Here is a 16,122-nt window from a genome sequence, read left to right on the forward strand (position 1 = left end):
ATTAGTCTCTTTTGTCTGTATGGGTGACACGATCTTTCAGTTCAGCCAGTTTGGCTTTATTCCAGCGGTCTGTTGTTCCCACCAGATAACCGGTAATACGCTGCAGCTTGTCCAGGTGTTTACTACCACACTTCGGGCATACTTCCAGTTCTTCCGCCGAATTCTCATATCCGCAATCCAGGCAACGGTTCCGATTGTGGTTTACAGAGCCGTAACCGATATTATATTTATCCATCATATCCACTACCTGCATGATCACTTCCGGATTATGAGTTGCGTCTCCATCCATTTCTACATAGAAAATATGTCCACCGCGGGTCAGATCATGATACGGAGCTTCTATCTCTGCTTTATGACGGGCACTGCATTTGTAATATACCGGGACATGGTTGGAGTTGGTATAATAATCGCGATCGGTAATTCCGGGCAACACACCGAACTGTTTGCGGTCTTTTGCCGTAAACTTACCGGAAAGTCCTTCCGCCGGAGTAGCCAATACACTGTAGTTATGCTGATACTGTTCGGAGAACTGATTGGCACGGTCACGCATATAAGTGACAATCTTCAGTCCTAATTCTTGCGCAAAGGCATCTTCGCCATGATGTTTGCCAGTCAGTGCCACCAGACATTCAGCCAAGCCAATGAACCCGATACCCAATGTTCCCTGGTTGATGACAGAAGCGATCGTATCGTTCGGATTCAATTTCTCACTACCTAACCATAAGGCCGACATCAGCAACGGGAACTGTTTGGCAAAAGCCGTCTTCTGGAATTCCATCCGCTCGTGCAACTGTCGGGCCGTTACTTCCAGCATGTGGTCCAGTTTAGAGAAGAACATGGCGATACGTTCGTCCTGATTTTCAATAGACATGCATTCAATTGCCAGACGAACGATATTAATAGTCGAGAAAGACAGATTACCACGTCCGATAGATGTCTTCGGACCAAAACGATTTTCAAAGACACGCGTACGGCAACCCATCGTTGCTACCTCATGCAAATAACGCTTCGGATCATCGGCTTTCCACTCATCGCTCTGATTAAACGTAGCATCCAGATTCAGGAAATTCGGAAAGAAACGACGGGCGGTCACTTTACAAGCCAACTTATATAAATCGTAATTCCGGTCATCCGGCAAATAACTGACACCACGTTTCTTCTTCCAGATCTGGATCGGGAAAATCGCCGTTTCTCCGTTTCCGACACCGCGGTACGTACTTTTCAGCAATTCCCGAATAATACAACGACCTTCGGCCGATGTGTCTGTTCCGTAATTGATCGAGCTGAACACCACCTGATTACCGCCTCTCGAATGGATGGTATTCATATTATGGATAAAGGCTTCCATGGACTGATGTACGCGACTGACCGTCCGGTTCACGGCATGTTGCAAGATTCGTTCATCACCAGTCAGACCCTCCAGAGGCTTATCCAGGTAATCATCCAGCTGAGCCTGATACAAATGCGAGTAATCATTCCCCGTCAGCTGTTCCAACACCTTGATTTCCTCAATCAAACTATAACGGACATACGGAGCCAAGTAGAAGTCGAACGCCGGAATAGCCTGTCCGCCATGCATTTCATTCTGAGCCGTCTCCAACGAAATACAGCCCAAAATACTGGCAGTCTCGATACGTTTCGCCGGGCGGGATTCACCATGTCCTGCCGAAAAACCGTCTCTCAGAATCCGATCCAACGGATGCTGCACACAAGTCAGGCTCTTTGTCGGATAATAATCCTTATCATGAATATGCAGATAATTATTTTCGACAGCCGTTCTCGCTTCTTCGCTCAGCAAATAATCATCCACAAACGGCTTGGTCGTTTCGCTGGCGAACTTCATCATCATACCGGCCGGCGTATCCGCATTCATATTGGCATTCTCGCGGGTAACATCATTCGACTTGATATTGATGATCTCCAAGAACATATCCCGGGTTTTGGCTTTCCGGGCAATGCTTCGCTGATTCCGGTAAGCGATATATTTCTGGGCTACATCTTTGCGGCTGCTGTTCATAAGCTCCAATTCTACCGCATCCTGTATATCTTCCACCGTCATTTGAGGCGCACCTTTAAAAGAAATGCGGTCCGTTATCTGGCGGATCAGTTGCATATCTTCGCCCATCGATGTATGCAACATAGCTTTTCGGATAGCCGTAGCTATCTTTTCCTCGTTGAAACCAACGATACGTCCGTCTCGTTTGACTACTGTCTGAATCATGTCTTACTCGATTAAATATCTATTGAAATAAACTTCAGCAAAGATAGCTTCATTCTTCATAGATTTTCATTTTGGAAAACTTTTTTACAGTTAATTTTTGTCAATCCGCTAATTATCAGATACAAATAAAACATTTTCGGAAAACTTTATTTTTAATCTATGAAATTTGTTTTCCAAAAATGTTTTATTATATGCAGTAACTTATTGCTTTGTTTTACCAAAAAGACATATCATTCCTATCGCTTTCAGCCCGAAAAACGCACAGACCGACACATCGTTTTCTCCCATTCACCTTTTTCATCAGCCGAGGAAAGCGGCCGGATGTTTCTTTAATCCAGATGAAAGACTTCTTCCATTTCGGCCCACCATTCGCCTTCCTTGCGGCTTGCAACCGGTTCCTGACAAGGATTACACAATTTCCACCATTCCTGTGTAGTCGGATCGGCCGCCATCTTCTTCATATCCGCTTCGTAATCATCGCCTACATACTCATAATAACTGTAAAGCATTCCATCTTTATAGTAAATGGAATAGTTGCGGATATTACAAGCCTTGATCATTTCCAACACACCAGGCCAGACATTGGCATGAAGACGTTTGTACTCTTCCAGTTTCTCGGGTCTGACACCAATTATACTTCCTACTCTTTTCATGATTCTGCTGTTTTGAATTTACAGACAAAACTACGAAATATTTATTTGTGGCAGTATCAGTTTATCTTTATCTTTGGGCGGACAAAATCAAACACGACGTTTTATGAAAGCTCTATTTACAACCCAACGCACAAGCATGCAACTCTTTATATTGATTCTGCTGATCGCCATCGGCAGCCTGTTATCATCCCTATTCGGATTAGGCCTGTTCCAATTGATATACGGAACGACTACCGGCATGGAGCAGCATCCCGACATGATGCGCCTGTTCCAATTCATCACGGCTGTCGGAACCTTCCTGCTGCCTGCCCTGATTACAGCCTGGTTGTGCAGTGACCAGCCGAAAAACTATTTAGGAATAAACGGCATACCCGACGGACGGCTGGTCATACTTGTTATTGCCGGCATGATCCTTCTCAATCCGATTATCAGTCTGACGTCAATGCTTAATGAAAGCATGCAGCTGCCAGCTTGGGCAGCTCCCGTCGAAAACTGGATGCGGCAACAGGAAGATCTGGCCCAGCATTTCACCAACCTGTTAATCGATGGAGAAGGGATTTCTCCTCTGTTCACCAATCTGATTGTCATCGCCTTGACGGCAGCAGTCTGCGAAGAATTCCTCTTCCGCGGCACCTTACAGCAGATTATAGGGCGCTGGACAAGCAATCCGCACGCCATTGTCTGGATTTGCGCCATTCTTTTCAGTGCTTTCCACCTGCAGTTCTACGGATTCATCCCACGTATGATCTTAGGAGCTTACTTTGGTTATCTGATCATCTGGACCCGGAATATATGGCTGCCGGTTCTGGCGCATTTCTTCAACAATGCCGTCAGTGTTATCGCCATGTCAGACAGTGAATGGAAAGAGAGTGAATGGGTAAGCGGCAAGATTTCGGATGCTCACTTGTGGCCCTACATAGGCCTGGCGGTTTTAGCATTGATCGGCTTTGCTTTCATCATCCGGTATATCCGGGAACTCAGCATCCATGCCTGAAAAGCAGTTGACTTATAACGAAAAAACAAGGCAGAACCGGTCTTTGTCTTTTTGTAAATAAGGTTGACTCCTAAAAAACAAGAAGATGAAAGAAAGCAATTATGAACAAGAGAAGTTTCGGAAGAATCAGGAAAGAGAGATTTTCCGTTTGGTAAAGCAAGACAACGTCTCCATCCAGGAAGTGGTTCAACAATATGGAGTAAGTCGTTCGAGCATTTATCGAATAATAGCTACCTTTGAACGAGAAAATCCTCTAGAAGCAGAACTCATGAAAAAGCAAGGAAAAGACGTGACGCCGGAAGACTACAAGAAGCTCCTCGAAGAGTTGTCGTCACTGAAGAAAGCATTGGCCGAAGAGCGTTTGCGCGCAGATTTCTACCAAGAGATGGTCGCCTATGGCGAGGAAGTGTATGGCATAAAGCTAAAAAAAGCTGGCACCAAGTAGTCCGTAGGCTGCATGAAAGGGACAGGGAACGGTATAAGGTCGTTCCCCTGTGCCGTCTGCTTGGTGTGAGTAAACAAGCCTACTATAAGCATGAGGACAAGGTACTGCAACGTCTGATGGAAGAATCTTTCGTTGTGGAGTTTATCAAGGAAATCCGAGGGAAAGATCCGGGCATAGGAGGGAACAAGCTTTGGCAGATGTACCAGAGCCGGTTTGGTTCCCATAGCGTGGGTTATAACCGTTTCTATGACATCATCGAACGTTATGGCCTGAAAGTCCGTAAACGGAAAAGACGCGTCAAGACAACCGATTCCGACCATGAGTATCCAGTCTATCCGAATCTGATTAAGACATACATTCCGGATCGTCCCTGCCAGCTGATAGTCAGCGATATCACCTATATACCTTACTGGACAAAGCCGGAAACGGGCGAGTACGATTTCTGCTATCTTTCTTTAGTAACGGATTACTACACAAAGGAAATCATCGGTTACAGTGTGGGCGACACGCTGGAAGCCCGTTATCCTTTGGACGCATTGAACATGGCCTTGGCCTATTATAAGGGCAAGGATCTTAATGGATTGATCCATCACTCGGACCGTGGTGTCCAATATGCCTGTTACAGTTATATCTCCCGGTTGAAGGAACATCATATAAAGATAAGCATGACCGAAAGCGGCAATCCCAAAGATAATGCCGTGGCGGAACGAGTCAACAATACAATTAAGAATGAACTCCTTTTGGGGCAATCCTTTTACGGCGTATCGGAAGTTAAATCAGCTATAAGGATAGCGGTCGATTTCTATAACAATGAGCGTCCTCATTTGAGTCTGGACGGTATAACTCCTGCTGAAGCCTCCGCAATGAGGGGAACAATAAAGAAACGCTGGAAGAGTTATCGGGAATTAGCCATCCAAGGAGAAATGTCTAATGCCTTCGTTTCTGCCAACCAGGTGGAGACAAACTCTTTGGAGGCTTCGCGCCTCCAGCCGTAAGGCAAACCACCGCGGTGGTTTTTTCATTATTTTTATCAGGATAAAAGATCTTTGTTTATTTTTGCCCAAAATAAGAAAAGACAACCTGCAGGGTGAATAACAAAAAAATGAGTCAACTCAGTATATAAATAAGTTAAACTACAGTCAACCCCTTCTATTTATAAAGAGATTTTAAGTCAACCAAATTCGTTAAATGACACTTTTTTTTACCGATTCTGCCTTATCTTTTATCGTTCCACAAGGGTGGAACGATCGTATCACCTATGTGGAACGATCGTATCACGACTGTGGAACGATCGTATCACGACTGTGGAACGATCGTATCACCCGGGTGAAACGATAAAAATCCAATATATTTTGATTATAAATCCTTCTTGCGGAGGACGAAATCTCTACCTAAATATTTTTCCCTTACGATCTCATTTTCAGCCAGCTGTTCGGCAGTTCCCTGGAACAGGACCTTGCCTTCGAACAACAGATAAGCACGGTCGCAGATACTCAATGTTTCATACACATTATGGTCGGTTATCAAAATGCCGATGTTCTTATGACGCAAGCGCGCCACGATCGTTTGAATATCCTGCACCGCAATCGGGTCGACACCGGCAAAAGGCTCGTCGAGCATGATAAACTTCGGATTAATCGCCAGACAACGGGCAATCTCCGCACGACGGCGCTCACCACCCGAGAGGCGGTCGCCCAAATTCTTCCGGACCTTCTGCAAACCGAATTCCGAAATCAGGCTCTCCAGTTTCTCCTGCTGATATTCCTTGGTCGTATCCGTCATCTCCAATACCGAACGGATATTGTCTTCTACCGTCATTTTCCGGAAGATAGAAGCCTCCTGAGCCAGATAACCAATTCCGTTGCGGGCACGCATATAAACCGGAAACTTGGTTATTTCCATATCATTCAGAAAGATTTTCCCTTCGTTGGGAGTTACCAGTCCCACCGTCATATAGAATGTAGTTGTCTTGCCGGCACCATTCGGGCCTAACAGGCCGACGATCTCACCTTGTTTTACATTAATCGAAACATGATTTACCACTGTACGAGCCCGATACTTCTTGACCAGGTCTTCCGTACGAAGCACCATTTGTTGATTTTCAGCCATTGTTCACGTTGTTTTGTGCAAAGAAACAGAAATTAATCATGCCAAACAACACTTCCATACCGGATATTTGCCTAACTTTGCCCACTGCAACAAAAGAAATCGAGTAAAAATGATAAAAGCATTACATCAAGTGGGAGAATATGTTATGCTGATGCGCAAAAGCATCACCATCCCTGACCGTTGGAACATGTTCTTCAAACAGCTCATTAAAGAGATTTACAAATTAGGCGTTGATTCGCTTTGGATTGTGGTAATCATCTCCGTATTTATCGGAACGGTAATTGCCATTCAGATCTCCTTAAACATCAGCTCACCGTTGATTCCGAAGTTTACCATTGGTTATACCACCCGTGAGATTATCTTGTTGGAATTCTCCTCATCCATCATGTGTCTGATCCTAGCTGGTAAAGTAGGCAGTAACATTGCCTCCGAGATCGGAACCATGCGTGTGACCGAACAGATTGATGCCATGGAAATCATGGGTGTTAATTCGGCCAACTTCCTCATCCTCCCGAAGATGGTCGGCATGATGGTATTTATTCCGGTACTGGTAATCTTCAGTATGTTCACCGGTATATTGGGCGGTATTGCAGCCAGTTATTCTTCAGGAACGAACATGACTCCGGCTGCTTTCGAATATGGTTTGCAATTCTATTTCAACCAGTTCTATATCTGGTATTCTATTATCAAATCGGTGGTTTATGCCTTTATCATTTCTTCCATAGCCGCCTACTTTGGATATAATGTGAAAGGAGGAGCACTTGAAGTTGGTAAAGCCAGTACCAATGCCGTCGTGATGAGTAGCATCATGATTCTGCTGGCCGACGTAATATTAACGAACTTAATGTTGACTTGATCATGATTGAAGTAAAGAACATTACCAAATCATTTGAAGGCCGTCCGGTATTGAAAAATATCAGTACCGTATTTGAAGACGGAAAAACCAACCTGATCATCGGACGAAGCGGATCAGGAAAAACTGTAATGATCAAGAACATCATCGGATTGATGCGTCCGGACAGCGGACAAATCCTGTATGACGGTCGTGACCTTACGTTGATGAATAAAGAAGACCTGAAGATTCTCCGGAAAGAAATGGGAATGCTTTTCCAGGGCTCGGCGTTGTTTGACAGCATGACGGTGCTCGAGAACGTCATGTTCCCCTTGGATATGTTCTCGAAAGCCAGTACCAAAGAAAGACAAATGCGCGCTGAATTCTGTCTGGACCGTGTAAACCTGTCGGAAGCCGGCCATCTTTATCCGTCGGAAATCAGTGGAGGTATGATGAAACGAGCCGCTATTGCCCGTGCCATCGCCTTAAACCCGAAGTATCTGTTCTGCGACGAACCCAATTCCGGACTCGACCCTAAAACATCTTTGGTGATCGACGATCTGATTCACGACATAACTATTGAGTTCAACATGACAACCGTTATCAATACACACGATATGAACTCCGTTATGAATATCGGAGACAATATCGTATTCATCAAAGAAGGTGTCAAAGAATGGCAGGGAACAAAAGAAGACATCATTACGTCAGACAATCAGGCATTAAATGACTTTATCTTCGCATCCGATCTTTTCCGCAAGGTAAAGAAAATGGAAGTAGAAGAGCTGAAAGAAGGACATAAATTGTAACAAGCCACAAAAGGGTGTGCCTTCACACCCTTCACAGCAAATAACAGAATATGAACAAAATAGGAGCGTGAGTGAAGGGTATAAACAAAAATCGGATATGGGTAAATGAATTCTTATTTTTACCTGCTCATTTCATACTACTATTCTTAAATTTGCCCATCCTGCTATTGGGGCAAAATAATCTTTCTTGATATATATTGTAGAGGCGCAGCGTGCTGAGCCTCAAACGGTGTTGTTAAAAATACCGACATATATATTAGGCACGGATGACACGGAAAACACGGTTTTAAATAAATATTTACCGTGTTAATCTGCGTGCCTGATTTTTCTGCTACGATAGGCTGGAGGCGCAGCACGCTGCGCCTCTATTGTCGCGAGGTCTGTTTTGAAGATGATCGCTATAGAGGCTTATTCAGGAAAATGGGGATTACATACATGAAACAACCTTGTTTCGTCCTTTAATCACCTGATTTGGAAAAATAATATAGTTTTTTCCTTGTTGATTCGGAAAACCTCCTTATCTTTGCATCGAATCCGTAGCTGACAGCGGTTGGCGATGAAGCGGATCTTTTATTTTATTGTAAGCATTTTACGAAGATTATTCCAGTTTCTAAAATCGGCAAAATTTTAAACACTGCGGAATAATGGACAGTAAATGCTTGCGCTGACTACGTATATAGGACTTTACTTTCTATAGGTGAAGTGTGTTATATCGTATAAGCGCGGGCTGTTGTTCTGTTATTGCAGTGAGGGTGTTTGCCGATACCTAGAAACTAATAATAGACGACGAGCCCGCGCTTTTTTTATGTCTTTTCTGAAACGAATCGAAAATAACCAAAGCCGGGTTTGTTCTCCTTCCTTCGTAAAATTAATTGGTTGAATTATCCTTTTAATTAACTATTTAATTTTATTCATTATGAACAAAAAAGTACTTACACTTTGTGCAGGCTTCTTGCTTGCTGGTTCCGCATTTACTACAGTTGATGCGGAAACTTTAGCAGATGCCGCTAAGGTTGAAAACGGTTATTTTACTGTTTATGTAAATAACAGTAAAAGTATTAAAGATGACGCAAATATAGGTGGATCTGGAATTTTATTAGGAGATGGAGCTGCCAAACAGGCAAGTGATGAAGAAAAAAAAGATTTAGCCAATATTTGGAAAGTACAAACGGTTACTAGCAATGGAACAACCCTTGGTTATAAGCTAATTAATGCAAAGTCAAATGCTGCTTTATCTGTAAAAGTTGGAGACATAACTTATGATACATTTGAAGGGAATGACGAAGCATTATGGTTTAATGTTGCTAGCCAATTAGGTTACTTTGGTAAAGCAGATAAAGCTTCGGCGGCAGCTTCAACAAATGATGCTAATTCTGTTTGGCGTTATAACTTACAACAAATAAATCCTGAAGATGTTAACGCTGATGATTTGAACGAACTTTACAATTCTATTGGTTTCAATATGATTGTAAATAGTGTAAAAGAGGAAAAGCAAGCAACCATTAAGAACTTATTTGCTACTAGCGGTCGTGTTTTAGCATTAGAAGTTTCAGCGGATGTTAAATCTCCAAATAATGCTACCGATGGCGCAGCTTATCCAGACGGTACATACTTTGTGACAAGTACGCCTACAGGAAAGACTTGGGCTGAAATTTGTAAAATAACTGATGCTACTGAAAAGAATAACGCTCAATATGCTTTCTTGGAAGCATGTACATTCATTGCTGTTAATTCAGTCGAAAATGATATTAACAGTAAAGCTGACCGTGAAGCAGGAGCTGGCTTCCAATTAACAACTGTATTGGGTCGTGATTTACAGAAATATCAAGGTACTGTTGCTGCTAAACAGCCTACAGGTCGCGACATCGCAGTTGCAAACGCTTGCTTCTCTGTCAAGAAAGATGTAAATGACAAATATGCTATTGGTCTTGAAACATTCTGGTTTAACAAAGCTAAGGCTGCAGATATTCAAGATAATGATGCCCAGATCTCTAAACCTGGTTACTGGTTGAATGTGACAGAAAAAGTAGGAGAAGATAACGACGATAAGTATTTGACAACAGAAGGAGCTACAGCCAAATACATCTTCTCAATGAAAGACTTGGCTACTACAAGCGTTTATTCTTGGTTGAAGAATGAAAAGAAGATGTCTGTTTACAATATCCAGTTTGTAAGCGATAACGATGATATCAACGGTAAATATTTGTTCGTTCCGGCTTATGGAAACAAAGCATATGCTAAGGGTGTTAAGTTTACAGATATAAATATGCCCGAGACACAGTTTATTGTAACTGATGTAGATGCAGATAATAATACAGTAACATTCACCAATCGCGCTAATCGTGCAATGAATGAAGCTGTTAAAATTTATGCAGAAGCTGATGGTACTTATACAATTGCTTTGGAAAATAAAAACGGTGAATTTGCTCCGTTGAATGTATTGAATAATGGTGATATTAAAGCCCAGGCTGATGTCAAACTTCATGGTTTACGTGTAAAGATCACTCCGGTAGAAAGTGTTGATTATTATTATGGTGCTTGGAATGTAGATAACGGTGAAGAAGTAACTCTGTTATTTGCTCGTGATAACACGCCGACTTCTAACAAATTGTATGTAAAACATCCGGGATATAATGGCTCAAACTTGGATATTTCTGAAACATTAAAAGTAACAAATGAAGTAGCTGGTACTTTGCAATTTGCATTGAAGAAATCTAACAAACCAGTTGTTAAGACTTATGGTTATACTTATTATTTAGGTGAAACAGATAAGGAACAGGAAAAGTGGGAAGCTAACGGTGATACTATCGCTTATTATACTTATCAGTTAGAAGCTTATTACGAAGGCGAACCTTGCGGTTATTATCTGCATTTGAATGATGGTAAATATAAATTGTCTACTGATGCCGATAACTTCATTATTAAAGATAATGAAGATGGTTCTGTACAGTTGATCAAATCTTATGATGCAACTAATGCTGTAGTAGTTGATGGTTGGAAGCAAGTAGAGCAAACAATTTCATATTTCGAAAATAAAGAAATAAAGGATGCTCTTTTAACTCAGGAAATGGCTGCTAACTATGTGAAAACATATTTGAACTTAGAATCTCCTGAAGTATCGTTGGATCCGAAATCAACTTATGTAACATTCAAGGCTGAAGAAGGTGATTATATCACCATGAAAGATGACCGTGATGCTGTATTGGTATCAGATCAGCCATTGACATTCCGTGTATTTGCTACTGATACAGAACGTGAAGTTCCTAACTTCCTGGTATCAACAGGTTGGAATGACAATACAAAAGAACGCATGTTCTTATTCAATCCGAAAGACTCTGTCAACTATCTTGTAGCAGAAGGTGATTATGACAAGGCTTATCAGTGGAGCGAAGGTATCAACAAAGCTATCTTCAAATCAGCTCGCATGGCTGAATCTTGCGATACACTGTACACAACTATTAAGGGCAACGCTACAGCTGTAGCAACAGTAGCTGACCAGAACAAGAATGTACAGGGTGGTTTGAACTACTTCAAGTATCAGATCATTGAAGATCCGGAAAATGAAGGTTACTACATGATCCGTCAGAATGGTTACTTCTTAACAAGTACAAATGGTCGTATGGGCTTCACTAAAAAACAGGGTGCTCGCAGCTTAGCAGTTCGCGTAGAAGTAGATAATGTTGAATCTCCTACCGCTAACGAATCAATCAACGCTGCTAACAATGTTGTTGTTGCAGGTGTTAACGGTGCTATCGTAGTGAAGGGTGCTGAAGGCAAGAACGTAATCGTAAGCACGATCTTAGGTAAGGTAGTGGCTAACGAAGTAGTTTCTTCAGACAACGCTCAGATCGCTGCTCCGGCTGGTATCGTAGTGGTATCCGTTGATGGCGAAAGCTTCAAGGTTGTCGTTAAATAATTGACAATTGACAATTGATAATTGACAATTATAAAATAGTAGAGACGTGGCGTGCCGCGTCTCTATAGATTTCAAGAAATAATTCATAATTAAATAAATTAATTGTTTATCCACCGGCCGACAACGGTTTGCAGAGTATCCCGCGAGGGCGAAAGTGGAAGTTGTTAATAAATAGAGTTAATAGTCACAGACTTTTGTTTTTGCAAAGGTAAAGTATCCTGCGAAGGTGAACAAGTGGCATTAGTATTAATAATAGTGTAATATAAAGTTTATGTTCCGCCGGTAGCCTTGCGAAAGACAAAAGCGGAATCTCAAAAAGAGGAAATCCCTGTCGTTCTGTTTCGGATGGCAGGGATTTTTATTTTAAAGATCGTATTCGTTACTTTTGGCTTGACCCAAAAGTAACCAAAAGGTCAAGGCTTACACTCCGTTAGGCCGATTTTACTCCTTCCATTGAAAATCCTATCTTCTGAAAACGAAGGACTAACTTTCTAAAAGGAAAGCTTTTAACATTGTCAGAAGGATTAAAAATAGAAAAGCAGGAGTTCCGAACTTTTCAGTACCCCTGCTTTCTAATGACATTCGTTATAATCTAATAGATTCAATACTATTTCCTTTTCTGCAAGCGGAAAGAGATCCACCCTAAGTACAACAAACATAAGAGTAATAAAGACAAACCTGCCACTTGTCCCAAGGCATCTGACAATACACCCATCAACGGAGTAATCAAGGCTCCTCCTGAAACACCCATGATCATCAATGCCGAAATCTCATTGTCGCGTTCCGGCAGATGTTGCAAGGCATACGAAAAGATAATCGAGAATACATTGGAACAAGTTAATCCTACTACCACAACCAGAATGGAAATCCATAACAGGCTATCGACAACCAATAACAAGATGAACCCGACAATGGCGATTCCCATACTGTATTGCATAAAACGATCAGACACTATCCTTGCCAATAAAAAGGCTCCTACAAACGAGCCGATGGTTCGAGCCGAGAAATAAAGGCTACTACCCAAGCCGGCTTCGCTCACCGACATACCGGTTTTCTCCATCAGTAACTTGGGGATCGTCGTATTCAAGCCTACATCAATCCCGACAATAAAGAGAATACCCAAGAATAACATCACGATATATCGGTCCTTGAATAACGAGCAGACCGTAGCAAAGGTTGAGGCTTGTGCCGACTTCTTCTCTTCTTCATGGACACCGGCCAGCAGCCAGGTAAGAGAAAGTAAGGTTGTCACAGCATAAACAGCAAAGATCCATTTCCAATCACCCCAGAAAGATGCTGCCGCCCCTGCAATCAGCGGACCTAAAAAAGAAGAGACCGCTTTCAGAAACTGCCCCAACGTCAGGACACTGGTTACTTTTCCGGGAGAGACCACGCTGGCTACCATCGGATTCAAAGAGACTTGAAGGATCGTATTTCCAATTCCCAACAAAGCAAAGGCCAGCAATACACTGGCAAAATCATAGAGAAACAAAGGTAACAACATCGCTACAATCGTGATACCCAACGAAACTGCCACTGTATTCCGCCGACCAATCCGTCCCATCAACATACCGGTCGGAATGGAAAAGATAGCGAACCACAAGAACACCATCATCGGTATCAGATTGGCCAACGTGTCCGACAAACCGAAATCATGCTTGACATAATTCGTCGAAATACCGACAACATCCACAAATCCCATTACAAAGAAACCGAATAGGATCGGGAAAATAGTCCATTTGGAATTTGATTGATTCATAATATCTGATTTAACCGTTAATACAAATCTTTGGGTTGACTACCCATTTCCATCTCCAAAACGCCACCTTCCGCGAATGAGGCAAAAGGCAAATGAGGTTCATGCAACGTTTCCCCGTTCAACCGGTATTGCTGGACATAGCCATTCTCCGGCGTATTTCCTTTGACCTGGATAACAAATTCTTTTCCGGGATAATATTTCGGATTCAATTGAATCGTAATCTTATCAAATAGAGGAGCACCTAAACCGAATGATGGTTGTGAATCCGTCAATCCCTTGACATCAAACAAGCCCATCGACGAGATAACATACCAGGCACCTAATTGTCCCTGATCTTCATCTTGTCCGTATCCATAGCCATGAATACCGTCTGTCCCATAGAACTCATTCAAGATTGCCCGTACCCATTTCTGCGTAAGCGAAGGACGACCGGCTTCATTGAACAGCCATGAAATATGAAGGCAAGGCTGGTTTCCCTGGTTATACAATGTCTGCAAACCGGCAAAAGCGCCGACTTCCTTTCCTCCACTGAAAATCATCTTCTGGGAAACCGTAAAGATACTGTCGAGACGGGCATTGAACACATCAGCACCAACTTTTCCAACCAGTCCTTTTACATCGTGCGGCACATAGAATGTATATTGCCAGGCATTACCTTCCTGAAATCCGCGCCATACCTGCATCGGATTGAAGTTGTCGATAAACTTTCCGTCTCTCTTCTTCGGACGAATGAAGTTGGTTGAAGGATCATACAGCCGCTCCCAGCCTTTAGACAGAGACATCAACTGATTGTAATGAGCCGTATCGCCTAATTGTTTAGCCCATTGAGCTACCGCCCAGGCGGTATAAGAATACTCTAATGTATGAGAAGCCGAGAACATGAAAGTTTCCTGATATCCTTCTCCTTCATCAGCATGCGGCACATAACCATACTGAACAAATTCCTTCGTATTGACCTTACCTGCTCCGAAAGGACGGTTCTCACCATCCAGTTCATTCTTCAGGCAAGCTTCATAAGCCAGCTTTGTATCAAAGTCCCGGATACCGCATTCATACGCAGCAGAAATAATTGCGGGCAACAGATTTGTTCCCACCCCCGAAACGTACCGGTTATTAGCCAGTCCGTCAGCCAACCAACCAGCGTCCTGATAAGCCTGCAAATGGCTGCTGACATAATCAGACACATATTCCGGATAAGCCATGATCCATAGCTGAGAAAGATTCCACTGTCCACCCCAAATAGCATCTGTATTATAAATATTATGCACAGGCTTTCCGTCTTTCATCTCCAATTGTCCGACAGAACCATCATTCTTCGGATAAGCACCATTGACATCACTCGCCAAACCGCGACCTAACAACGCATGGTACAAACCTGTATAGAATTTTACTTTGTCCTCTTTCTTCGTAGTCTCCACCCGGATACGTCCTAAATAATCTTCCCAAGCCTGGTGCGAAAGGTCTTTTGCTTCATCAAACGAAAGGTCTTTTGCCTCGGTTCCCAAATTCAGACGAGCATTCTCAACCGACGTATAAGAAAGACCGATTTTAGCAGTTACAGAAGAAGCTTCCGGAAAATCATACGTCAAATAGATACCGACACCCACACCTTTCATTTCCCGAACACCAGGTTCTTGTCTCTCTCCTTGGAAAGCACCAAACGAGGCAGGCTGTTTATCCACTACTGCCGAGAAATACAACGGCACCTGAGCTCCGGGCTGATACTTCTTGACATATTCCGGTAAAGTTATTACCCTGCCTTCAATACGGCCGTCTTCAGCATAAGAGACATAGGCATCTGCCACAGCTCCACTTTCGCCCTGCCGGTTCCCGATATCAAACAGAAGATGATTCTCGGCACCTTTCGGGAAATGAAAACGCTGGTAAGCCACACGCGATGTAGCAGTTACTTCTGCCTGGATCTGATAATCGTCCAACAATACCGAATAATAACCTGCCGTAGCCACTTCATTCGCCCGGTCGAAATGAGAGCGATATCCGGTTTTGATACTATCAGTAGGCAAGCCAGGTACAGTTATCAGTTTTCCGGTCGTAGGCATCAGGACAATTCCTCCGATCTGGAATTCATGCAGACAAGGAAAACCTTCAATTGAGTTCTCCCGATAATCATACCCCGTAGCTTCCCAACCCGAAGCATTTCCTAAGTGTCCGTTCGTTGAAGGACCCGGTTTTGCCATACCGAAAGGCATCGCTCCCGGTGTAAAATGGAACCACCGGCAATGGGCTGTTCCAATGCGCGGTTCTACATATTGTGTCAGCGATTCCGGTTCTTCCTTACCAGTAGAAGTGGAAGTACAGGCTTGTAGAAACGCCAAAAAGATGATACATATTGAATAAATAGTCTTCATAATTACAGATATTAT

12 protein-coding genes are annotated in these 16,122 nt (G+C 42.9%); 7 read left to right on the top strand and 5 right to left on the bottom strand.

Going from position 1 to position 16,122, the window contains the following annotated elements:
* Position 1: 1 nt before the first annotated feature.
* Complete coding sequence (locus NEE14_RS09475; protein WP_251968777.1) at positions 2 to 2,221, bottom strand: anaerobic ribonucleoside triphosphate reductase; 2,220 nt, start codon at positions 2,219 to 2,221, stop codon at positions 2 to 4.
* A gap of 329 nt (positions 2,222 to 2,550) precedes the next feature.
* Positions 2,551 to 2,874, bottom strand: a complete 324-nt coding sequence (locus NEE14_RS09480) for an L-rhamnose mutarotase (RefSeq protein WP_251968778.1) — start codon at positions 2,872 to 2,874, stop codon at positions 2,551 to 2,553.
* A gap of 103 nt (positions 2,875 to 2,977) precedes the next feature.
* Between NEE14_RS09480 and NEE14_RS09485 the strand changes: the two genes are divergently transcribed.
* The 4 genes from NEE14_RS09485 (at position 2,978) to NEE14_RS09500 (ending at position 5,651) form a co-directional block, all read left to right on the top strand.
* Positions 2,978 to 3,868 (top strand): CPBP family intramembrane glutamic endopeptidase, encoded by an 891-nt coding sequence (locus NEE14_RS09485; protein ID WP_251968779.1) that lies wholly within the window; start codon positions 2,978 to 2,980, stop codon positions 3,866 to 3,868.
* Positions 3,869 to 3,953: 85 nt separating this feature from the next.
* Positions 3,954 to 4,313 (top strand): helix-turn-helix domain-containing protein, encoded by a 360-nt coding sequence (locus NEE14_RS09490; protein WP_251968791.1) that lies wholly within the window; start codon positions 3,954 to 3,956, stop codon positions 4,311 to 4,313.
* An 8-nt stretch (positions 4,314 to 4,321) separates the two neighbouring features.
* Positions 4,322 to 5,308: an IS3 family transposase gene (locus NEE14_RS09495; RefSeq protein WP_251968792.1), complete on the top strand. Its 987-nt coding sequence runs from the start codon at positions 4,322 to 4,324 to the stop codon at positions 5,306 to 5,308.
* A gap of 193 nt (positions 5,309 to 5,501) precedes the next feature.
* Entirely contained in the window at positions 5,502 to 5,651 is a 150-nt protein-coding gene (locus NEE14_RS09500) for a hypothetical protein (protein ID WP_251968240.1), read from the top strand.
* A gap of 18 nt (positions 5,652 to 5,669) precedes the next feature.
* Here the strand turns inward: NEE14_RS09500 and lptB are convergent, their stop codons facing one another.
* Complete coding sequence (gene lptB / locus NEE14_RS09505) at positions 5,670 to 6,422, bottom strand: LPS export ABC transporter ATP-binding protein (RefSeq protein ID WP_251968239.1); 753 nt, start codon at positions 6,420 to 6,422, stop codon at positions 5,670 to 5,672.
* Positions 6,423 to 6,531: 109 nt separating this feature from the next.
* On the opposite strand from lptB, the gene NEE14_RS09510 reads away from it, so the two are divergent.
* The 3 genes from NEE14_RS09510 (at position 6,532) to NEE14_RS09520 (ending at position 11,979) form a co-directional block, all read left to right on the top strand.
* Positions 6,532 to 7,278 (top strand): MlaE family ABC transporter permease, encoded by a 747-nt coding sequence (locus tag NEE14_RS09510; protein ID WP_243325354.1) that lies wholly within the window; start codon positions 6,532 to 6,534, stop codon positions 7,276 to 7,278.
* A gap of 2 nt (positions 7,279 to 7,280) precedes the next feature.
* Positions 7,281 to 8,063, top strand: coding sequence for an ABC transporter ATP-binding protein (locus NEE14_RS09515; RefSeq protein ID WP_022454520.1), 783 nt, complete (start codon positions 7,281 to 7,283; stop codon positions 8,061 to 8,063).
* A 916-nt stretch (positions 8,064 to 8,979) separates the two neighbouring features.
* The gene (locus NEE14_RS09520) at positions 8,980 to 11,979 is read left to right on the top strand and encodes a DUF6383 domain-containing protein (RefSeq protein WP_251968238.1); all 3,000 of its coding nucleotides are present in this window, start codon (positions 8,980 to 8,982) and stop codon (positions 11,977 to 11,979) included.
* Between the two features lie 607 nt (positions 11,980 to 12,586).
* Here NEE14_RS09520 and NEE14_RS09525 read toward each other — a convergent pair.
* Both NEE14_RS09525 and NEE14_RS09530 read right to left on the bottom strand, forming a co-directional pair.
* Positions 12,587 to 13,738: an MFS transporter gene (locus tag NEE14_RS09525; RefSeq protein WP_251968237.1), complete on the bottom strand. Its 1,152-nt coding sequence runs from the start codon at positions 13,736 to 13,738 to the stop codon at positions 12,587 to 12,589.
* Between the two features lie 17 nt (positions 13,739 to 13,755).
* Positions 13,756 to 16,107: a GH92 family glycosyl hydrolase gene (locus tag NEE14_RS09530; protein ID WP_251968236.1), complete on the bottom strand. Its 2,352-nt coding sequence runs from the start codon at positions 16,105 to 16,107 to the stop codon at positions 13,756 to 13,758.
* Positions 16,108 to 16,122 lie beyond the last annotated feature (15 nt).

It is taken from the genome of Parabacteroides sp. AD58, assembly GCF_023744375.2.
Classification (GTDB): domain Bacteria; phylum Bacteroidota; class Bacteroidia; order Bacteroidales; family Tannerellaceae; genus Parabacteroides; species Parabacteroides absconsus.

Coding starts and splice junctions, on each gene's coding strand:
- NEE14_RS09475 (WP_251968777.1), bottom strand. CDS start 2,221: ATGATTCAGACAGTAGTCAAACGAGACGGACGTATCGTTGGTTTCAAC.
- NEE14_RS09480 (WP_251968778.1), bottom strand. CDS start 2,874: ATGAAAAGAGTAGGAAGTATAATTGGTGTCAGACCCGAGAAACTGGAA.
- NEE14_RS09485 (WP_251968779.1), top strand. CDS start 2,978: ATGAAAGCTCTATTTACAACCCAACGCACAAGCATGCAACTCTTTATA.
- NEE14_RS09490 (WP_251968791.1), top strand. CDS start 3,954: ATGAAAGAAAGCAATTATGAACAAGAGAAGTTTCGGAAGAATCAGGAA.
- NEE14_RS09500 (WP_251968240.1), top strand. CDS start 5,502: ATGACACTTTTTTTTACCGATTCTGCCTTATCTTTTATCGTTCCACAA.
- lptB (WP_251968239.1), bottom strand. CDS start 6,422: ATGGCTGAAAATCAACAAATGGTGCTTCGTACGGAAGACCTGGTCAAG.
- NEE14_RS09510 (WP_243325354.1), top strand. CDS start 6,532: ATGATAAAAGCATTACATCAAGTGGGAGAATATGTTATGCTGATGCGC.
- NEE14_RS09515 (WP_022454520.1), top strand. CDS start 7,281: ATGATTGAAGTAAAGAACATTACCAAATCATTTGAAGGCCGTCCGGTA.
- NEE14_RS09520 (WP_251968238.1), top strand. CDS start 8,980: ATGAACAAAAAAGTACTTACACTTTGTGCAGGCTTCTTGCTTGCTGGT.
- NEE14_RS09525 (WP_251968237.1), bottom strand. CDS start 13,738: ATGAATCAATCAAATTCCAAATGGACTATTTTCCCGATCCTATTCGGT.
- NEE14_RS09530 (WP_251968236.1), bottom strand. CDS start 16,107: ATGAAGACTATTTATTCAATATGTATCATCTTTTTGGCGTTTCTACAA.